This window comes from Zobellia uliginosa, assembly GCF_018860745.1.
In the GTDB taxonomy this organism is placed as follows: domain Bacteria; phylum Bacteroidota; class Bacteroidia; order Flavobacteriales; family Flavobacteriaceae; genus Zobellia; species Zobellia uliginosa_B.
Genome location: NZ_JAHKPY010000003.1, coordinates 387,669 through 408,078, shown reverse-complemented (window position 1 = coordinate 408,078; position 20,410 = coordinate 387,669). Strand labels below are relative to the sequence as shown.

At 37.6% G+C, this 20,410-nt stretch carries 17 protein-coding genes; 10 read left to right on the top strand and 7 right to left on the bottom strand.

The window, feature by feature from the left end; translation table 11 throughout:
• Window positions 1–17: 17 nt before the first annotated feature.
• Both KO521_RS05570 and dnaK read right to left on the bottom strand, forming a co-directional pair.
• Complete coding sequence (locus KO521_RS05570; protein ID WP_215938918.1) at window positions 18–956, bottom strand: hypothetical protein; 939 nt, start codon at window positions 954–956, stop codon at window positions 18–20.
• 124 nt (window positions 957–1,080) lie between these two features.
• Complete coding sequence (gene dnaK / locus KO521_RS05565) at window positions 1,081–2,988, bottom strand: molecular chaperone DnaK (protein WP_215938917.1); 1,908 nt, start codon at window positions 2,986–2,988, stop codon at window positions 1,081–1,083.
• A 320-nt stretch (window positions 2,989–3,308) separates the two neighbouring features.
• Between dnaK and KO521_RS05560 the strand changes: the two genes are divergently transcribed.
• From KO521_RS05560 to KO521_RS05545, 4 genes are all read left to right on the top strand, one after another.
• The gene (locus KO521_RS05560; protein ID WP_215939564.1) at window positions 3,309–4,736 is read left to right on the top strand and encodes an L-serine ammonia-lyase; all 1,428 of its coding nucleotides are present in this window, start codon (window positions 3,309–3,311) and stop codon (window positions 4,734–4,736) included.
• Window positions 4,737–4,816: 80 nt separating this feature from the next.
• Window positions 4,817–6,220, top strand: coding sequence for a pyridoxal phosphate-dependent decarboxylase family protein (locus KO521_RS05555; RefSeq protein WP_215938916.1), 1,404 nt, complete (start codon window positions 4,817–4,819; stop codon window positions 6,218–6,220).
• A 45-nt stretch (window positions 6,221–6,265) separates the two neighbouring features.
• Window positions 6,266–6,592: a DMT family transporter gene (locus tag KO521_RS05550; protein ID WP_215938915.1), complete on the top strand. Its 327-nt coding sequence runs from the start codon at window positions 6,266–6,268 to the stop codon at window positions 6,590–6,592.
• 136 nt (window positions 6,593–6,728) lie between these two features.
• Window positions 6,729–7,526 (top strand): DNA/RNA non-specific endonuclease, encoded by a 798-nt coding sequence (locus KO521_RS05545; RefSeq protein WP_215938914.1) that lies wholly within the window; start codon window positions 6,729–6,731, stop codon window positions 7,524–7,526.
• A 62-nt stretch (window positions 7,527–7,588) separates the two neighbouring features.
• On the opposite strand, the gene KO521_RS05540 is transcribed toward KO521_RS05545, so the two are convergent.
• Entirely contained in the window at window positions 7,589–8,533 is a 945-nt protein-coding gene (locus tag KO521_RS05540; protein ID WP_252729866.1) for a 3-keto-disaccharide hydrolase, read from the bottom strand.
• 97 nt (window positions 8,534–8,630) lie between these two features.
• On the bottom strand, window positions 8,631–8,942 hold the full coding sequence (locus KO521_RS05535; protein WP_252729864.1) for a hypothetical protein: 312 nt from the start codon (window positions 8,940–8,942) through the stop codon (window positions 8,631–8,633).
• Window positions 8,943–9,236: 294 nt separating this feature from the next.
• Here KO521_RS05535 and panB point away from each other — a divergent pair, with 294 nt between their 5' ends.
• Genes panB through KO521_RS05520 form a run of 3 tightly spaced genes read left to right on the top strand, consistent with a single transcriptional unit; the run spans window position 9,237 to window position 11,365 of the window.
• Window positions 9,237–10,055 (top strand): 3-methyl-2-oxobutanoate hydroxymethyltransferase, encoded by an 819-nt coding sequence (panB, locus tag KO521_RS05530; protein ID WP_215938913.1) that lies wholly within the window; start codon window positions 9,237–9,239, stop codon window positions 10,053–10,055.
• A 32-nt stretch (window positions 10,056–10,087) separates the two neighbouring features.
• The gene (locus KO521_RS05525; protein ID WP_215938912.1) at window positions 10,088–10,786 is read left to right on the top strand and encodes an RluA family pseudouridine synthase; all 699 of its coding nucleotides are present in this window, start codon (window positions 10,088–10,090) and stop codon (window positions 10,784–10,786) included.
• 33 nt (window positions 10,787–10,819) lie between these two features.
• Window positions 10,820–11,365, top strand: coding sequence for a DUF4252 domain-containing protein (locus KO521_RS05520; protein WP_215938911.1), 546 nt, complete (start codon window positions 10,820–10,822; stop codon window positions 11,363–11,365).
• A 99-nt stretch (window positions 11,366–11,464) separates the two neighbouring features.
• Here KO521_RS05520 and KO521_RS05515 read toward each other — a convergent pair whose 3' ends face one another.
• The gene (locus tag KO521_RS05515) at window positions 11,465–12,328 is read right to left on the bottom strand and encodes a DMT family transporter (RefSeq protein WP_252729863.1); all 864 of its coding nucleotides are present in this window, start codon (window positions 12,326–12,328) and stop codon (window positions 11,465–11,467) included.
• A 3-nt stretch (window positions 12,329–12,331) separates the two neighbouring features.
• Window positions 12,332–13,876: a hypothetical protein gene (locus KO521_RS05510; protein ID WP_215938910.1), complete on the bottom strand. Its 1,545-nt coding sequence runs from the start codon at window positions 13,874–13,876 to the stop codon at window positions 12,332–12,334.
• Between the two features lie 307 nt (window positions 13,877–14,183).
• On the opposite strand from KO521_RS05510, the gene KO521_RS05505 reads away from it, so the two are divergent.
• Window positions 14,184–15,353 (top strand): 2-isopropylmalate synthase, encoded by a 1,170-nt coding sequence (locus KO521_RS05505; RefSeq protein ID WP_215938909.1) that lies wholly within the window; start codon window positions 14,184–14,186, stop codon window positions 15,351–15,353.
• A gap of 135 nt (window positions 15,354–15,488) precedes the next feature.
• On the top strand, window positions 15,489–16,607 hold the full coding sequence (gene leuB / locus KO521_RS05500) for a 3-isopropylmalate dehydrogenase (RefSeq protein ID WP_215938908.1): 1,119 nt from the start codon (window positions 15,489–15,491) through the stop codon (window positions 16,605–16,607).
• Window positions 16,608–16,609: 2 nt separating this feature from the next.
• On the opposite strand, the gene KO521_RS05495 is transcribed toward leuB, so the two are convergent.
• Complete coding sequence (locus KO521_RS05495) at window positions 16,610–17,794, bottom strand: peroxiredoxin family protein (RefSeq protein ID WP_252729861.1); 1,185 nt, start codon at window positions 17,792–17,794, stop codon at window positions 16,610–16,612.
• Between the two features lie 169 nt (window positions 17,795–17,963).
• On the opposite strand from KO521_RS05495, the gene pheT reads away from it, so the two are divergent.
• A complete protein-coding gene (pheT, locus tag KO521_RS05490) occupies window positions 17,964–20,390 on the top strand; it encodes a phenylalanine--tRNA ligase subunit beta (RefSeq protein ID WP_215938906.1) in 2,427 nt (808 codons plus the stop codon).
• Window positions 20,391–20,410 lie beyond the last annotated feature (20 nt).

Here is a 20,410-nt window from a genome sequence, read left to right as displayed (position 1 = left end):
AAACTAGTCATACTTTACTAGTTTTCATCATCTTCTATTAAAGTTTCAATTTTATCATCGGAAGGGTAATATTCAATTTGCCGGGTAGTATATGTATTATCAGGTGTAATTATTTCCTTTACCCAGTTATTTGCAGGAGTACCATCAAATTGATAAATGTATTGCTGGGTTAAATCTCCAAAGCGTTTTTTAGTTTTTGTAGTCGCTAAAAATCCATTTTCATCATATATGAAATGTTCCTCTGTCTGTGGTATCCATTTTTCAGTTGAGCTATCGTACATTAGTTCTTTATGAACGGTTAGCCTGGCATCCATATTAAAAACCTCAACAATTTTAGACGTAAGGTTACCTTCCATATAACTTTCAGAAACTACTTTTTTTAAATTTTGTTCATTTTTAACCACTGTAGAAGTAGTTGTTAGTTTGGATAGTAATCCATTTGCGGTTTTTTTAACTCTAGCTATACTGTCATTCGTTATATACTCAAAATTACTCTCATCTATACCGCTGGTATTGGAACGTATAAGCTTCACTAGCTTACCATCCTTATCATACGAATAAATGTTCTTCTCAATTAGTTTCTTCTCATATGAAACTATTTCCTCTGTGATTGTTTTGGTATCCGTAGTATCTATTTCGTAAAAACTGGCAATAGATGTAGCATAGTCAAAAGCACCGTCCATATAGTTTTCTACCCTACGTTCCTTTAAATATCCGTTTAAGTATTTATAAGACGTGGTCTCATAATCCGTATCGTTAAAACGGGTTATGGACTTTTCCAATAATCCATTGATGTCAAAATAATATTCCTCTTTACCGTAATCGGTAATTACGAAACACGATTTTACATTTCCTTTCAGGTTAAAGTCGGATACTTTAAAAATCTCGATGTCCTGAGCAAATACCATTGAAGATATTCCCCATACCACACATACAAACAAGAATTTTTTTATCATACTACAAAACTACTTGATATTCTCCCAACAGAAAACAAAAGGCGTACCAAATCTACAAAACGAAAAGACCCGCCCAGTATTACAACTGGGCGGGTCCTATATTCATTGCGCTAAGCGCTTATACTTATTTTACTTCTTCGAAATCTACGTCCTCTACGTTATCGCCTTCTGTTGGCTCTTCTGCAGAAGCAGTATCACCTTCAGGAGCCGCACCGTTCTGTTGTGCTTCGGCCTGTGCCTTGTACATTTCTTCTGAGGCAACTTTCCAAGCTTCGTTAATCTTATCCAAAGCTGGTGAAATTACCGCCAAGTCTTTAGATTCATACGCTGCTTTCAATTCGGTCAAGGCTTCTTCAACCGGCTTTTTCTTATCATCCGATAATTTATCGCCAAATTCTTTTAGTTGCTTTTCCGTTTGGAAAATCATTCCGTCAGCTTCGTTTAACTTATCAGCAGTTTCTTTTGCTTTTTTATCAGATTCAGCGTTAGCTTCTGCTTCAGCTTTCATTTTTTTGATTTCTTCTTCCGTTAATCCTGAAGAAGCCTCAATTCTGATATCCTGCGTTTTGTTCGTTGCCTTATCCGTTGCAGAAACTTTAATGATACCGTTAGCATCAATGTCAAAAGTAACTTCAATTTGAGGTGTTCCTCTCTGTGCTGGTGGGATACCGTCTAAGTGAAAACGACCGATTGTCTTATTATCGGATGCCATTGGGCGCTCACCTTGCAGTACATGAATCTCAACTGAAGGCTGATTGTCCGCTGCCGTAGAGAATACTTGAGATTTCTTAGTAGGAATCGTTGTATTCGCTTCAATCAACTTAGTCATTACACTACCCATAGTCTCAATACCTAGAGATAATGGTGTAACATCCAATAACAATACATCTTTAACATCACCGGTAAGAACACCACCTTGAATGGCCGCACCAATTGCTACAACCTCATCTGGGTTCACACCTTTTGAAGGTTTTTTACCAAAGAATTTCTCAACAGCTTCAACAACAGCTGGTATTCTTGTTGAACCACCTACTAAGATAATTTCATCTATATCACTTTTAGAAAGTCCTGCAGCTTTCAATGCTGTCTGACATGGCTCTATAGTTCTTTTTACCAAATCCTCGATCAACTGCTCAAACTTGGCTCTTGTTAGTGTACGTACCAAATGCTTAGGTCCAGAAGCGGTAGCCGTTACATATGGCAAGTTAATTTCAGTTTGTGCAGAAGAAGACAATTCAATTTTTGCTTTCTCGGCAGCTTCACGCAAACGTTGCAATGCCATGGCATCTTTACGTAAGTCAATGCTTTCGTCCTTATTGAACTCATCAGCCAACCAATCTATGATTTTTTGGTCAACGTCATCACCACCTAAATGTGTATCACCATCTGTTGCCAAAACTTCAAAAACACCGTCACCCAACTCTAGGATAGATACATCATGTGTACCTCCACCAAAGTCAAAAACAACTATTTTTTGATCAGTATCTTTTTTATCCATACCGTAAGCCAATGAAGCCGAGGTAGGTTCGTTTATAATTCTTTCTACAGTAAGACCTGCTATCTCACCTGCTTCTTTTGTTGCTTGACGCTGTGCATCATTAAAATAAGCAGGAACGGTAATTACCGCACGTGTAACATCCTGTCCTAAATAGTCTTCTGCCGTTTTCTTCATTTTTTGAAGAATCATAGCAGAAAGTTCTTGTGGAGAGTACATACGTCCATCAATATCTACACGTGGCGTATCATTGTCTCCTTTTACTACTTTATAAGGTACTCTTTCAGCTTCTTTACTAGATTCCGAAAATTTGTTACCCATAAAACGTTTAATTGAATAAATAGTGTTGTGAGGGTTGGTCACGGCCTGTCTCTTTGCCGGATCACCAACTTTAATCTCACCACCTTCTACAAATGCAATCACAGAAGGCGTAGTTCTCTTTCCTTCTGCATTAGGGATTACTACCGGTTCGTTACCTTCCATAACGGAAACACAGGAGTTGGTAGTACCCAAGTCAATACCTATAATTTTACTCATGTTATATGTTTTAAAATATTAGTGCTCAGTTTTATAATCGATTACTGATTGTCAAACAATATGCCAACAGCCAGCAACCTGACATGATGTCATTTTTACTTTTCTATAACACTAGGATCACGCCAGAAGTAGTCCTTTTTCCAAGAAAAAGCGACAACTTGGTGTAATTACCTAGTTAATTGAACAAACCAATTTATAGTAGTGACAGAAACACTTGGCACACCAGTATCTAAATACCGCCTTTATCGACAACTTTTTTTTGCTTTGCCAGAAACATCCTTTATCTATCTTTATACCGTAAAATCAGTTTATAGCTTATGATGGAGTCTATTAGTATTTTTGATATGCTTAAGATTGGGATAGGCCCTTCTAGTTCTCATACCTTAGGACCGTGGCGTGCTGCCGAACGATGGATTGCCGAACTTAGAAGCGCGAGCCTTTTTGATGAAGTTGTTGGAATTAAAGTTCATATGTACGGTTCACTCTCCCTAACAGGAAAAGGCCATGCCACTGATTATGCAGTAATGCTTGGCCTATCTGGTACAGACCCTGTGGAAATTCCTGTGAAGGATATACATGCTTTAGTAACGAAAATTCAAAAAACTCATATTCTGAATTTTGGAAATGGTCTACCGGTTCCATTTAATCCAGATAGCGATATTCTCTTTCATAAGAAATTTTTAGAATTCCATGCTAACGGACTTCAATTTGAAGCCACCTTAAAATCCGGTAAAACAAAAAAAAACACCTACTACTCTATTGGCGGTGGGTTTGTTGTTGTTAAAGAGCGAAAAAATGCCAAACGTAATATAGCCACTTTTGACAGTTTTCCTTTTCCTATTCAAAAAGGAACGGAACTACTGGCGTATTGTGAGAAAGAAAATAAAAGTATTTCCGAGATAGTCCTTGAGAATGAACGCTCTTTACGCACCGATCCTGAAATAAACGAAAAACTACGTCATGTCTGGGATACCATGTTAGAGTGTATGTACATTGGTTGTCATACCCAGGGCAAACTCCCGGGTGGTTTAAATGTGACTCGTCGCGCTTATGACCTTAACAAAAATTTACTAGGAGATTCTAGTACTTATGATTCTCCACAGACTTGGCTGACAACCATAAGAAATACAGAGGTTAAATTTCGACAGATTCTAAAATGGGTTAGTTGCTTTGCTTTGGCAGTTAATGAAGTGAATGCCTCTTTGGGGCGCGTGGTAACTGCACCCACCAATGGAAGTGCAGGAGTTATTCCTGCCGTACTCATGTATTATCTTGTCATTGAAAATCATGAAACCGGTTTCGAGGAAATCAAAAAATTTCTGTTCGTAGCCGGTGAAATAGGAAGCATCTTTAAGAAAGGTGCTACCATTTCCGCTGCTATGGGTGGTTGCCAAGCTGAAATTGGCGTATCTAGTGCTATGGCAGCTGGTGCCCTCACTGAGTTGCTTGGTGGTACTCCAGACCAAGTTTTAATGGCTGCGGAAATTGCTATGGAACATCATTTAGGGCTTACTTGCGACCCCATTGGCGGACTTGTACAGATTCCCTGCATAGAACGTAACAGTATGGGGGCAATTAAGGCAATTAATGCAGCGGAGCTGGCTTTAGGCTCAGACCCCAAGGATGCCAAGGTGCCTCTGGACAAGGTTGTAGAAACTATGTGGAATACGGCAAAGGACATGAGCTCTAAGTATAAGGAGACCTCAGAAGGCGGACTAGCCATTGGTATTAATATGAGCGATTGTTAGTTATCAAGTATTTTCTTGCATTCTGTAGGACAAAATAAAATTAGTCCACGTATTTTTGATATCTAAATTATATTTCTAAAATGGAGCATTTGTTAAAAGAAGACCTAATCAATTTTGAAGCTTTACTTGAAAAAGCAAAACTTCAGGGTTTAGATTACCTACAGCATCTGCCTAAAAGAAAAACTTCTACTGTGGTTCAATCCATTACGAATGCAAATCTTAATGAAGAAGGTATTGGTGGACTTGAAACCCTGGCTCAATTCAAAGAAAAGTGGGAAAGCCAAATTGTAGGCGCTTCCGGTCCTAGATATTTAGGGTATGTTGTGGGCGGCACCACGCCAGCCTCCATAATGGGTGATTGGCTTGCTTCAATCTATGACCAAAATCCACAAACTGTAAGTTCGCAAGGAGATGTCTCAGTACAAATTGAGCATGCTACCATTCAATTAATGTTAGATTTATTTCAATTACCCAATGATTTTTTAGGTGGATTCGTTTCTGGTGCAACCATGTCAAATTTTACTTGCTTGGGAGTAGCTCGCCAGTGGATAGGAAAAGAAAGAGGTTTGGATTTTGCTAAAGACGGAATACAGGGCGACCTAAATATTCTATCTGCTGTTCCACATTCGTCTGCGTTAAAATGTCTTTCCATGTTAGGTATCGGGAGTAAAAACTATACTTTAATAGAAACCATAAAAGAGAATCGTGAAGCAATAGACATACAAGACCTTCGCCGAAAAATTGAATCCCTTAACGGAGCACCGTTTATTCTAATCTCTAGTGCCGGCACAGTCAATACTGCAGATTTTGACGATTTCAAAGCCATAGCCGAGCTCAAAGTAAATCATAATTTTTGGTGGCATATTGATGGTGCCTTTGGAGGGTTTGCCGCATGCTCGCCAAAATATGATCACCTAACGGAAGGTTGGGACAAAGCAGATAGTATTACTGTGGACTGCCATAAATGGCTAAATGTTCCTTATGACAGTGCAGTTTTCTTTGTTAGGAAACAACATAGTAAATTACAGATGGAAACTTTTCAAAACTCCAATGCCCCATATCTAGGAGACCCATCGGAAAACTTTAACTATCTAAACTTTTTACCCGAAAACTCAAGACGGTTAAGAGCTTTACCAGCTTGGTTCTCTCTTACAGCGTATGGTAAAAAAGGGTATAGATATATTGTGGAAAATGCAGTAGACATGGCTCAACTCTTCAGCAATTTCATAGAAGAGACGGAAGCCTTAGAACTTCTGGCACCAACGCGGTTAAACAATGTCTGCTTCACTTTAAAATCAGATGCAAGTCAAGCTAGAGTTTACGCTTTCTTAGATACTTTGAATAAATCCAAGTTGGTATACATGACACCTACAAAGTACCAAAACAGTTTTGGCATAAGGGCCTCCTTTGTAAACTGGCGTACGAATGCTGCAGATATTGATATAATTACATCTGAAATATTAAAAGCGACTGCCCATATCTAAGCAAAAACGACTTATTCGAACCCCTTATGACAAAGCAAACATTCAATGAATTGGATCATTCTTATTATCGCAGGTTTATTTGAAGTTGCTTTTGCTTTTTGCTTGGCAAAGGCAAAAGAGACAACAGGAACGGACATGTATCTGTGGTACGGTAAATTTCTAATATGCTCTAGCATAAGCTTTCTTCTATTGATAAAGGCCGTACAGACCTTACCCATAGGTACTGCTTATGCGGTATGGACAGGGATAGGCGCTGTTGGAACCGTGCTACTTGGAATATTGGTTTTCAAAGATCCTGCTAACTTCTGGAGGGTATTCTTCATCATAACATTAATTAGTTCCGTTGTTGGATTAAAGTATGTTTCTCATTGAAGGAGTGCAGATTTTGTTCGTTTTGTCTTAACCTTTCAGTTAAAGAAATAATTTTATTTTGAAAATATTCAACTTCCGTGTGAATAATGTTTTGCAATTTTGATGTATAAAAATTATCAATTTCCAATACTCTTTTATGGCATTCAATAGCGATTTTTTAAGCACTTCTATACAACCTCCCACCTTAAATAACATAGATGATGCCTTTCAATTAGAAGGCTCAGAAATTATAGATTATACCCACTTTTCCATAGCACTTAGCAGTCAAACAAAATTTGCTATTTGGGTGGCTTGGAATATAGACGGAATGAATTTGAAACGAATTCCCAGAAAGGGTGTCGGTTTTTTTGAAGATTCCAGAATCCCATCCGTAAGTCAGGCCGGTAATCAATTGTACAAAAGTAATCCCTTAGATCGTGGACATCTGGCAAGACGAGTAGATTTGAATTGGGGTACTTACGCCGAAGCTAAAAAAGCAAATTCAGATTCATTCGTTTTTACCAATATAGCGCCACAAATGGACAGTTTTAATCAAAGCGGAAAAGGTGGTATATGGGGGGAGTTGGAAAACTCACTTTACGATCAAACAGAAATGGACAAATCCCGAGTAAGTATTATAGGTGGTTGTATCTTTAATGAAAATGACAGAGAATATAGAGGATACAAAATTCCAACTGAATTTTATAAAACAGTTCTCTACGAAGAAAAAGGTGCGCTCAAAACAAAATCTTTTATCCTTACCCAAGATTTAACCCGCTTGTCCTTTTTAGATTTAGAGGCTTTCAAAACTTATGAAGTAGCCCCTTCTGAAATAGAGGCTAAATGCAACTTTACTTTTGATGAGGCCATTCACCAAGCAAATGAGTTTGATTTAAATTCCTTTATCCAGACCGAACGAAAACCTTTAATGCAATCTTCCGATCTTATATGGTAATAAATAGGAAACGTCCATTATTGAAGAACAATGGGCGTTTTCTATTTATTTAAAAGCTACCTCTACTCCACTCTTGGCGTAACTTCAAACTTTCTGAACTTAATGGGCCCGTGATCACCTTGAATCAAAAACGCACCTGGCTCACCTTCTTTGCTGTCTAAAGCGCCTCCAGTAATTCCCGGTATATTTTGGTCATTGATAATGGTCTTTCCGTTAGCTATAATAGTCACACGACGGCCAACCAATGTAATGTCATACTCCTGCCACTCGCTAGCGTCGTTAGCCGCCATTTCATTTGGCGTCAGAAATCCATAGATGCCGCCAAATAAAACGCTAGACGGATCCGAACCTTTATCGTCCGTAATCTGCACTTCATAACGCCCTCTAAGATAAATACCACTATTGCTTCCTGGTGGCACCTTAAACTCTGCGTGCAATTTAAAATCTTTATACTTTGAATTGGAAACCAGATTAGCACCGGACTTTGGACTAGAAAGAATGCCGTCTTCAACTATCCATTGGTTTTTACCCATGGCTTTCCATCCGTCTAAATTCTTACCATTGAAAAGATTTTCGGATTTTCCCCATTTTGATTTTTCAATGTACTCTAATTTTGGAGCTCTAACGGCCGTCCAACTATAAGGCTGCCCATCTGTGTAAATCATGGTTCCTTTAAGTCCGTCCTCGTCTAATGAGCCTGTAAAAGTCATATCCGTTCCTTCTGGCTCCCATTGTTTGGGGATAACAAAACTAAAAACATCATTTTTCATTTTTACCTCCGCTATAGGTCTAGCACTACCAAAGGCGTATACAAAACGTCCTACCAAAGTATTTGTTCCAGAGTGGGTGATCTCTAACCAAGAAGGCAATTCTTTACCGTCTTTTTCTATAGTTAAATCCCATTTGCCCTCTAATGGATTAGCTTCTTGTGCATTACCAAACCCAACCGCCAATAGGAAAGCCCCGGTGAGAGCCAAAAATAATCTTGATTTCATTCTCATATTCATGTTCTTAAATTTTACGAATTGCTAAATATAAAAAATAGTACACTATAGATTAACATTAAATCACTTGCAAGATGTTTTTTCACCAGGTATACCGTACCTAATTACAACCTTCGGTTCTTCTAGTATCTATAATATAAATAATTTGCCAACCTTTTAGGTCATCTTTTACCAATTGAAAAGAGTTTACACCGCAGTGATGAAAAGCATTATTTATGTTAAAAGTATAGGGCGTCCAAGCATTGGCCATTGGTCCGTCTATTTGAATGGAGTAGTCATTAATTAGTTCTTCAAACTTTGTGGTTTCTGGTATACTAACAATAGACTTTAAAAATTTTGAAAATTCTTCTGTCTTCACTAACGGTTTACCCGCCTCATCCTTAGCAATAGTTTGCATGAGTACATCTGGCATAACCGTTTGTTTTATCTTAAGTGAATCTTGCTCATGAAACCCTTTGAAAAAAGCTTCAATTGTCTTCTGAATTGCAATTTCTTCCGTTTTTTAAGCTGAAATGGTAAGTGATATGAGACAGAAAATTACTGTAGAAAGGGTTTTCATCGGTTTCAATTTTAGTAAACTTAACTAATATTCCGTTTAGAACGAGCACATTAAAAAAGTTTGGACGGCAACAATTTAGAAGCGGCATATGTCTCGCCTTTAAACCCAACATTTTCCTTACATTTATAACATCAAAATAAAAACAATATGTCAACGGCAAAGAAAGAATACAAAAGAGTAACAGTAAAGTCTCTAGTAGACATGAAGAAACACGGCGAAAAGATATCTATGCTCACTGCATATGATTATTCTATGGCCAAGATTGTAGATTCTGCAAATGTTGATGTTATTCTTGTGGGTGATTCAGCCAGTAATGTCATGGCCGGTCATGAGACCACCCTACCCATTACACTAGATCAAATGATTTACCACGCCACATCTGTTATTCGTGCCGTAGAAAGAGCTTTGGTGGTTGTAGATTTACCTTTTGGTAGTTACCAGAGTGATTCTAAGGAAGCTTTGCGCTCTGCTATTCGTATCATGAAAGAAAGTGGTGGCCATGCCGTAAAATTAGAAGGCGGTGAGGAAATTAAAGAATCGGTCAAAAAGATTTTAAAAGCGGGTATTCCTGTAATGGGTCACTTGGGACTTACCCCACAATCTATCTATAAATTTGGAACGTATACCGTTCGTGCCAAAGAGGAAGAAGAAGCTGAGAAATTAATAGCAGATGCTCAACTTCTTGAAAGACTGGGTTGTTTTGCCATAGTTTTGGAAAAAATACCAGCTGCCCTTACCAAAAAAGTTTCCGAAAGCGTTTCTATCCCCACTATTGGTATAGGTGGAGGAAAACATGCAGATGGGCAAGTACTTGTTATTCATGATCTATTAGGAATGACCCATGAGTTCAATCCAAGATTCTTACGCCGTTATATGAATCTGTACGAAGAAATGGGCAATGCTATTTCCCAGTATGTTACGGACGTAAAGAGCCAAGATTTCCCGAACGACGAAGAGCAATATTAAACTCCATTTTCTCAAATTTAATTTTTGCTTTCGTGGCCAATAAAGTTATTTCCCACCAAAAAAATCTATTGGTATTGTTCGAGGACAATCATATCATCGCCATAAATAAGCGACCAGGAGATATTGTGCAAGGCGATAAAACAGGAGACATGCCTTTAAGTGAGGTAGTTAAACTCTATATTAAGGAAAAATACAACAAACCCGGTAATGTTTATTTGGGTGTGGCCCATAGGCTGGACCGTCCCACTTCCGGAATTGTGGTTTTTGCCAAGACTTCTAAAGCCCTGCCCCGTCTTAATAAATTGTTTGCCGAAAAAGAGGCAAGAAAGACGTATTGGGCCATTGTAAAAAATAAGCCTAGAAAAAACGAAGATACCCTAACACATTGGCTAAAACGTAACAGTAAACAAAATAAATCATACGCACATACCAAAGAAGTATCCGATAGTAAAAAAGCGATTTTAGATTATAGGGTGATTAAAAAACTGGATCGTTATTACCTTCTTGAAATTGATTTGCATACGGGGCGCCATCATCAGATAAGGGCACAATTATCGGCTATTGGTTGTCCCATAAAAGGGGATTTAAAATATGGCTTTGACCGAAGCAATGCCAATGCTAGTATACACCTGCACGCACGCAAACTTTCCTTTGTGCATCCCGTAAGAAAAGAACCTCTAGAAATTGTGGCCAAACCACCGGAAGACCCAGTTTGGAACGCTTGTTGTTAAAAACAGTATATTTAACTGTATAAATACACAACCATGATCAAGAGAACACTATTCATTTGCAGCCTTGTACTGCTTGCGTCTTGCAGCACCTACAATTCAATAGACACTTTTTACAATGCACACAAAGAAGATAATCACGTAACCGCGGTACGCGTACCTCGTTTTATGCTTTCGCTCATTAGTGGCATATCGCCGGAAATGAAATCCCTTGTAGGGAATACCAGAGATTTGCGCTATATGTCCTTCCCTAGTACCACGGCCGACAAAACAGAATTCCTGAACAAACAGATGAACGGAATTACCGGAAGCTCATTTATAGAAGTATATCGCAAAAATGACAATCTTAAACGCAACGTTGTAAGCATAAGGGAAAAGAAAGATGCCGTAAAAGAAATACTGATTTACAACAACAACAATCAGAACGGCTCCTTCCTATACTTTAACGGAAATTTTGACCCGGTAAAAGTCCGCCAAATGGCCCAAAATCAAGAATTTCAAAAGTTAGGTGATGGGTTGATCAACCAATACCAAGGCGGGAGTTTTACTCCGGGAATCAATAGTGGAAGTGAGGAGGAATAAATATACTCTTTTGTTGAAAGTTTAGTTTTATCGGAACAATTATCAAAGTTAATTTGCTCTCTGTGCTACTTGTTATATGGGTAAAATAAATTTTCTATCTCACCTATATGACCTGACACTCTCCACGATTACCGATGTCAAGATTAAACAGCCCCCTATAACGGTAGACCAAGTTGGAATTTCAGAGAGAAAAAAAGCACCAATTAAAATACCGTAAACGGGCTGTATGCTGCTCAAAATACTGATTGTGGTAATGGAAAAATACTTAAAACAGTTTACGAACATGGTATGACCAAAAACCGTGGTTACGACCGCCAGTCCTAACAAACCCTGCCACTGGCTCGGCACTGTCTCTAAATCATAATAAAAGAAAGCTGGAATTAGCATACAGCAAATAATCGCCATTTGATATGCCATTAAAACAGAACCTTGATACTTGTTAACCTGCTTTTTAAGAATAATATTACGCACTGCATAGCAAAGAGCTGAGAAAACTCCAAAACCAATAGCTATAGTATAGCTATTCTCAAAACTGAAATCGGGAACAAGGAAGTATATCCCGAAAAGAACCAAAAAACCTAAAAGTAGATGCATTTTCTGAAACTTCGTTTTTAAAAACAAAGGTTCTAAAAAAGCCGTAATTACGGGATAGGTAAACAAAGAAAGCATGCCTATGGCCACATTGGACTTTTGTAACGCTACAAAATAGGCCAGCCAATGTATACCCATGAGAAAACCACTTAAGATTATTGGACCTCTATCCTTACTGCTCAACTCAAAGGATATACCTTTATAGCGGCAATAAAGCAGCAATAAAACTAATGCTATAAAAGAACGTATGCCAATGGTTACCGCTACGGGGAGTTCTATAAACCTACCCAAAGGACCGGAAGTACTCAACAGGACCATTGCCAAATTGATTTCCAGAAAATTCTTGATATTAAAAGGTGTACCTGAAGCCAAAGCTTATCTTTTTACGGCCATAGCCTTTTCACGAATAATATCTGCTACAGGTCTATTTTCCAAGTGACTTTCTAACCAAGAAATGATATCCAGATACAAGAAAGCTCTTTTTTCATAAGGATGATCTTCATATTTTTTAAGCTCTGTATGCAATTTCTGAAATTCGTTTTTAAGCTCGTTCGGAAATATATTTCCTAAGTTTCTCAAAAACTTTATCATTTCCTTTTGAACCGCATGAAGATCATTCATCTTTAAAAGAAACTTGTATGTACTCTTCAATTGAATTTCAAGATGATAATCCATTCCAGCCTCGTAATGGGCTACCAGGCTTAAAACCCTAGCAAAACACATAAGGTCTTCACGCATTTTAAGGTTCTTGTTGTTTATGATTTTTTTTAAGTACTGAATACATGTTTTATTATCTCCAATTCCAAAATACAAACAAGCAATTTTATAATACAGCACCATAATATGGTGCGCATCAATCCTGTCTTTGTGTTTATTGATCCCGTACTCAATTATCTTAACCAAATAGAGTCCTTTGTTAAAAGTACCTTCTAAAAAATGAAGGTTCAACTTATTGGCATTTATATATAAAAATGCCAATGAAGCTATATTATCGTTCTTAGGAAAATCTTTACTTTCAACAACGGTTTCAAGTCGCTCTAAAACTTCTCTAAAGTGAGAACTGTACTTCACATAAAAAATGGACTCCAATAAGTAATGATTCCCCTTTAAGAAAAAAACAGGATTTAAGTGTATCTGTTCTTCATGCTCATAAAAAAGGTCTACCCATTTACTGGCGTATTTGTATGATGAAAGAAAATCTTGTGTTAAAAAACTGTACCAAAGGTGTGCTTTGTACAACCATAACTTTTCTCTGAACCCCAAATCCTTCAACTTGTATTTAGGTAAATGGGTTTCAAAATAGTTTTTTACCCTATTATAATCTTCATCACTTCTAACGTAACCTACTTTAAGCATTATGCCGTAAAGCTGTAAGGATAGATTAGATAATTTACTGGTCATAACATTCTGGGCGGAAAGTTCCTTAGCCTGTATGGCCAACTCATCTGCCCTATCGGGAATACTACGGGTAATATACTGTGTTTCAATTATTTTTTCTAATTCTACAATTTCATAAGCTATGTTTTTTTCTTCATTTTCTATAGCTGTAGATTTTGCTTTATCCAGAATTTTCAAGCTTTGTTTATAGAGTCCTTTTTGATAAAGAATGGTAGCAAAATCTAATTGTTCCCTGATCTGAACACGAATATTTTGATTCACAGGATTTAGCCTTAAACTAACTAAAATCTGCTTGTAAAGATGTGCTTTAAGGTTTGATAATTGTGCTTTTTTGACAATACCGCTTTCTAAAATCACCTTCTCATCATACTTCCTAAGTTTGTCCATCAAGTTAAACAATGCTAGAAATTTAGCATCGGTATTTACCCCTAAACGCCCTACGTATAATTTGAATTGGCGCTTTTCCGATTTTGAAAGGGATTTCACCAGCACAAACAAAGCATCTCTATGTGCATTTGTCATCGTAAAAAATATTATTTAATTATCTTAATACCAGTACTTTAAATAATCTAAAAACTCACTTAACGTTGTACTATTTTATACAGGTACTAGGTGGTTCGATCTATAGGTTATATATTCGTATTGAACTTTATTGCTGTTTTTTGTTTAGAACCTAACATATAGGTGGTTGTACAGTAATCCAATCCTTTATTAGAAAAATACAAGGCTAAGGTTATTAAAAATGTTGATATAACAGTACAAAATATGATATTTGTAGACAAAGAAAAAGTTGAAAGCAGTTCCTAAGTTAGCAAAACAACAAGATATAATGAGTAAAGATAAGGTACAAATTTTTGATACGACACTTCGCGATGGTGAGCAAGTGCCCGGTTGTAAATTAGATGCAAAGCAAAAATTGGTCATCGCTGAACGACTGGATTATTTAGGAGTAGATATTATTGAGGCCGGTTTTCCCGTATCCAGTCCTGGTGATTTCAAATCTGTTACCCAAATTTCTGAACTCGTTAAAAATGCTACTGTTTGTGGTCTTACCCGCGCGGTGAGAAAAGATATTGAGGTTGCTGCCGAAGCCCTTAAATCTGCTAAAAGAGCTCGTATACATACGGGGATAGGAACTTCCGATTCACATATAAAATTCAAGTTCAACTCTAACAAAGACGCTATCATAGAACGTGCTGTTGACGCCGTTAGTTATGCCAAGAGCTTTGTAGAAGATGTAGAATTCTATGCTGAAGACGCTGGCCGTACAGATAACGAATTCTTGGCTAGAGTCTGTGAAGCTGTAGTAAAAGCAGGTGCTACGGTCTTAAATATTCCTGATACTACTGGATACTGTTTGCCAGATGAGTATGGAGCAAAAATAAAATACTTAAAAGAAAATGTAAATGGCATTCATAACGCCGTACTTTCTTGTCACTGTCATAATGATCTGGGATTGGCAACAGCAAACTCAATTGCCGGTGTTATAAACGGTGCACGCCAAATAGAATGTACCATTAATGGTATTGGTGAACGAGCAGGAAATACATCTTTAGAGGAAGTGGTCATGATCTTAAGACAACACCCAAGCTTAAATTTGGATACTAATATTAACAGTAAGTTACTGTTTGATACCAGCCAAATGGTTTCTCGGAAAATGGGAATGATGGTACAGCCGAATAAAGCTATTGTTGGAGCAAACGCTTTTGCCCATAGTTCGGGAATTCACCAAGATGGTGTTATCAAGAACAGGGAAACTTATGAAATCATTGATCCCGCAGATGTTGGCGTAAATGAATCTTCTATAGTTCTTACGGCTAGAAGCGGAAGAGCTGCATTGGCCTACAGAGCCAAATTAGTTGGGTTTGAATTGACCAAACTTCAGCTTGATGAAGTGTATGAGGAATTTTTGAAATTCGCTGATGAAAACAAGGAAATTTCCGATGAGGACATTCCAAAGATCATTGAAGCTAGCAATATTACCATCGAAAGTATTTAGTAGCGAACACTCTAGAGATTATATTTTAGTATTTTTTTGGCTATTATGTCATTAAAATTTTTAATCTTAGCTCCAAACGATTGAAATCGCTTTTAAGTGTGTTTTGATCATAGAGCACCCTTAAAAATTCTCTAGATGCATCTAAAAATTGCCCTCCTTGGCGGTGATGGTATTGGCCCGGAAGTATTGGCCCAATCTGTAAAATGCCTTAAAGCGATCGAAGAAACGTTCAACCACAGATTTGAACTTGTTGAAGCTCCTTTTGGAGCCATAGCCATTTCTGGTTCCGGAAAGCCCTTACCGGACAAGACCTTGGAATTGTGTAGAGCATCTGATGCTATTCTTTCTGGTGCCATAGGTTCCTTAGAATACGATAATAATCCTGAAGCCAAGGTAAGACCTGAGCAAGGCCTTTTGAGATTACGTAAAGAGCTTGGTCTTTTTGCCAGTATCAGGCCTATAAAAATGTTTCCCGCGTTTATCGGCAACTCTCCTTTAAAAAGAAACATCGTAGAAAATACAGATCTCGTTATTTTTAGAGAACTAACAGGTGGCATCTATTTTGGCAAAAAGACACTTAGTGAAGATGGCACTACTGCTTCGGACCTTTGTAGCTATTCCGAAAGTGAAATTAGCCGTATTACCCACCTTGCTTTCAAATCTGCTAAAAAAAGGAGAAAAAAACTTACTTTAGTTGATAAGGCCAATGTTCTGGAATCTTCTAGGCTTTGGCGTAAGACCGTGACGGAAATTGCCAAAAGTTATCCTGATGTAGAATTTGAATGCCTTTTTATAGACAATGCCGCTGTTCAGATGATGTTGAATCCACGCCAATTTGATGTGGTTTTGACCGATAATATGTTCGGTGATATTTTATCTGACCAAGGCAGTGTTATCCTTGGCTCCGTAGGGCTACTACCCTCTGCTTCCGTAGGTGCTGAAAACGCCATGTTCGAACCCTTTCATGGATCTTACCCCCAAGCAAAGGGTAAGAATATAGCAAATCCTGTTGCCTCCATTTTAAGTACAGCAATGTTGCTACAGCATTTTAATCTAAATGAAGAGGCAAATGCCATCGTAGCGGCAGTTCATAAATCATTTGTGAAAAAAGTAGTGACCACAGATGTTTTAGGGAGCAGTAAATACGGTACGGATTATGTTGGCGATTTTATTTCCGAAAATATTGTTGAGTCCGATGAGAACCCAAGTATCAATGACGAAAACATTGGCCTAGGTAAGTCTACAATTATTTAGAATTATTCATTTAAAAGCAGCTTCACAAAAGCATTAAATTCCTTTTTAAAAGCAATGTATTTTTCACCCGTAGCAGGACCGTTGAATCCAGTATGAATCTTTCTTACCTTACCTCTCTTATCTATAAATAAAGTTGTTGGATAAGATAGTACGTGATTTAACATAGGTAATTTCTCTTGTGCCTTTACCTTATCATAAGTTCCGTATTGTGCCAATAAAATAGGATACGCAACCCCTATTCTCTTCTTTAAGCGTTCTATGTTTTTAAAAGCCGATTCCTTAGTTTTTGCAGATTCAAAAGCGAGCGCTACCACCTCTATATCTTCATCTTTATTTTCTTCTAAATAATTGACATAGAATTTGGTCTCATCCAAACAATTAGGACACCAAGAGCCCATAATTTGGACCAGCACCACCTTATTTTCAAATTTTTTGTCCGTTAAGGAAACTGTATTTCCATTGGTATCCGGAAATGCAAAATCAAATTTATCATAGCCTTTATTCAAAAATGTTAGGGAATCTGCTTCAGGCAGTTCAAAACTCTCATTTCGCCTAGCTACAAAGGGCTCTTTGAAATGTTTATCGGAATAAAATGTACCGTTTAAAGTACTGTCGGTCACTTTGGCCAAAAACAAAAAAGCATGTGCCCCGTCAAAAGCTGAAAGTTTTAAGGAATCTCCTGTAGAAACACCCTCCAAAAATCTATAATCACCCGTGGGGGTTCTAAACGTACCGGTAACCTTACCTTCCGTTTCCGCAAAAATTCCCTTTGCCATATAATAATCGGGAGTGCCATGGCTAAATTCTGTCTCCCAAATACCGGAAACATTTACATTGCCCCGCTCATTAGTTGAAAAACGTTTTTTCTCACCATAGAGCGCTTCAAAGGGCACTACCCTATCCAAACTTTCTTTTACGAAATTGCCCTTTATACTGTTCTTACTAAATATTCCTAAAATATAACCCTCAAAAACGGGCATTTGGATTTTAATTGAATCTTGGACAATCTCAATTTCATCTACTGTTATAACTTCACCTGCATTATATATTTCAATTTCATACCTTCCGTTTTCATTTTTTGAAAGATTAAAATTGAAGGGGAGTTTGTGACCATCCAATACCTCCAATTGCCCCAACCAAGCCCCTTGATTGGGCTCTTCTTTCATTTCTTCTTTACAGGAAAGCATTAGTATTGTTATCACCCAGAAATAAAACCATTTATTCATATTCACTACTTTCTCTTATGAATCGTTAAAAAGCCCAAAAACTTACAACAAAAAAATGAGTAATTCAGTAGTGCTGCGTATTGAATGTCTTAAAGCATTGTTTTATCTTTACCGCCACTAAAACTTACCGATGCAGATTTCATACAACTGGTTGAAAGATTTTCTTAAACTTGATTGGGATTCCCAAAAAACAGGTGAACTTTTAACCGATTTAGGTCTTGAAGTAGAAGGGGTCACTCCTTTTGAATCCATAAAAGGAGGGCTAAAAGGTATTGTAGTAGGCCATGTTCTTACTTGCGAAAAGCACCCGAATGCCGATAAACTAAAAATCACCACTGTTGATATAGGTGCCGCTACCCCCATTAAAATTGTGTGTGGCGCCCCTAACGTTGAAAAAGGACAAAAGGTTCCTGTAGCCACTGTTGGAACTATTCTTTATACCCCAGAGGGAAAAGCTTGGAAAATAGGAAAAGGTAAAATTCGCGGTGAAGAAAGCCATGGTATGATATGTGCCGAAGATGAACTGGGGCTTGGTTCTGATCATGACGGTATTCTAGTACTGGATTCTAAATTAAAACCGGGCACACCATGTGCTGAAATTTTTGATGTAGAATTGGATGAAGTTTTTGAAATTGGTCTTACGCCCAACCGCGCAGATGCCATGAGCCATTTTGGTGTAGCAAGAGATCTAAAAGCCGGTTTAAAACAAAAAGAAATTACAAAAGAGCTGATTACGCCTTCCATCAGTCATTTTAATATAGACAACCGTTCACTTAAACTTCAGGTTCAAGTTGAGGACAGTAAGCTAGTACCCCGTTATGCGGGTATTACTCTTAGCAATCTAACGGTTAAACCATCTCCAACATGGTTACAGAACAGATTGCGCGCCATTGGTATTAACCCAATGAACAATCTTGTAGATGCTACCAATTATGTTTTACATGATTTAGGGCAACCCTTGCATGCCTTTGACGCTGACCGTATTCATGGTAAAAAAGTGATTGTTAAAACACTTCCTGCAGGCACTAAATTCATGACTTTAGACGGTGAGGAACGTAAATTGCACGAAGATGATTTGATGATTTGTGATTCCGAAAAGCCAATGTGTATTGCAGGTGTTTTTGGAGGCATAAATACAGGAGTTACCGAAAAAACTACCTCCATCTTCCTTGAGAGCGCGTATTTTAACCCTGTAGCAATAAGGAAAACAGCTAAAAGACATGGATTGAATACCGATGCTTCTTTCCGCTTTGAGCGAGGTATTGATATTGAAAACGTAGAATATGCACTTAAACGTGCGGCATTACTAATAAAAGAAATAGCCGGTGGAGATATTACTTCCGATATAATCGACTTTTATCCAAAGCGACTAGATGAACATCAGGTTTTTCTATCTTTCAAAAAAACCTACTCCCTTGTTGGGCAAGAAATTCCACAAGACACTATTAAATCTATTTTGGCATCACTGGACATCAAAGTGAAAAGTGTTACCGAGGCTGGCCTAGGTCTTTCTATTCCGAGTTATAGAGTGGATGTGCAGCGCGAGGTTGATGTCATTGAAGAAATTTTACGTGTTTACGGTTATAATAATATCAACTTTGGAACAAAATTGAATGCTTCCACAGCATTAGTTTCCAAGTTTGCGGATTATAAACTTCAAAGCATAACCGGAGACTTTTTAGCGTCTCAAGGTTTTTATGAAATTATGACCAATAGTTTGACCGCTCCTGGTAATGCTGACTTGTTAGATGATAGTCCCCAAGAAGAGAGCGTTAAAATGTTGAACCCATTGAGTAATGACCTTTCGGTTTTACGTAGGTCTATGTTGTTCACTGGTCTTGAAACCATTCTGTACAATAATAACCGGAAGAAACTAGATCTTAAGTTATTTGAATTTGGTAAAACCTACGAGCAGAAAAAAACTAAATATTTAGAACATAAGCACCTTTGCCTTTATTTGACCGGAAATCGAAATGAAGGTGGTTGGGCAGGTATTGAAAAGGCAAATGACTTTTACTACTTAAAATCTATAGTTACCAACATCCTTTACAGGCTAGGTGTATCTGATTTTACCCCTGCACCAACCGCCAATATTGAATTTTCAGAAGGTTTAAGTTTAAAAATTGGTGCAAAGGAATTGGTTTCTTTTGGAGTGGTCAAAAAACCTATTCTTAAAAAATTGGGTATAAAGCAAGAGGTTCTTTATGCTGATTTTAACTGGAGTAACGTCACATCTTACGCAGAGAAGAACAGCATTACATATCGTGAAATACCTAAATACCCAGAGGTTAAGAGAGATTTTGCCCTATTATTGGATGATTCGGTCAGCTTTCAAAGAGTTTACGAACTAGGGAGAAAAACAGAAAAGAAGCTTTTAAAGAACATCAACCTATTTGATGTTTATAAAGGAGATAAATTACCTAAGGGTAAAAAATCCTATGCTGTAAGCTTTACATTACAAGACAGCCAACGCACACTAACGGATAAGCAAATAGATCGCATTATGGGCAAACTTGAAAAAACGTACCAAACTGAGCTGGGAGCTGAATTAAGATAATCGGAATAAAGAGAAGAATT

Coding starts and splice junctions, on each gene's coding strand:
- KO521_RS05520 (WP_215938911.1), top strand. CDS start 10,820: ATGATCAAGAGAACACTATTCATTTGCAGCCTTGTACTGCTTGCGTCT.
- pheT (WP_215938906.1), top strand. CDS start 17,964: ATGCAGATTTCATACAACTGGTTGAAAGATTTTCTTAAACTTGATTGG.
- KO521_RS05540 (WP_252729866.1), bottom strand. CDS start 8,533: ATGAATATGAGAATGAAATCAAGATTATTTTTGGCTCTCACCGGGGCT.
- KO521_RS05560 (WP_215939564.1), top strand. CDS start 3,309: ATGGAGTCTATTAGTATTTTTGATATGCTTAAGATTGGGATAGGCCCT.
- leuB (WP_215938908.1), top strand. CDS start 15,489: ATGCATCTAAAAATTGCCCTCCTTGGCGGTGATGGTATTGGCCCGGAA.
- KO521_RS05510 (WP_215938910.1), bottom strand. CDS start 13,876: ATGACAAATGCACATAGAGATGCTTTGTTTGTGCTGGTGAAATCCCTT.
- dnaK (WP_215938917.1), bottom strand. CDS start 2,988: ATGAGTAAAATTATAGGTATTGACTTGGGTACTACCAACTCCTGTGTT.
- KO521_RS05545 (WP_215938914.1), top strand. CDS start 6,729: ATGGCATTCAATAGCGATTTTTTAAGCACTTCTATACAACCTCCCACC.
- KO521_RS05535 (WP_252729864.1), bottom strand. CDS start 8,942: ATGCCAGATGTACTCATGCAAACTATTGCTAAGGATGAGGCGGGTAAA.
- KO521_RS05495 (WP_252729861.1), bottom strand. CDS start 17,794: ATGCTTTCCTGTAAAGAAGAAATGAAAGAAGAGCCCAATCAAGGGGCT.
- KO521_RS05550 (WP_215938915.1), top strand. CDS start 6,266: ATGAATTGGATCATTCTTATTATCGCAGGTTTATTTGAAGTTGCTTTT.
- KO521_RS05555 (WP_215938916.1), top strand. CDS start 4,817: ATGGAGCATTTGTTAAAAGAAGACCTAATCAATTTTGAAGCTTTACTT.
- panB (WP_215938913.1), top strand. CDS start 9,237: ATGTCAACGGCAAAGAAAGAATACAAAAGAGTAACAGTAAAGTCTCTA.
- KO521_RS05505 (WP_215938909.1), top strand. CDS start 14,184: ATGAGTAAAGATAAGGTACAAATTTTTGATACGACACTTCGCGATGGT.
- KO521_RS05570 (WP_215938918.1), bottom strand. CDS start 956: ATGATAAAAAAATTCTTGTTTGTATGTGTGGTATGGGGAATATCTTCA.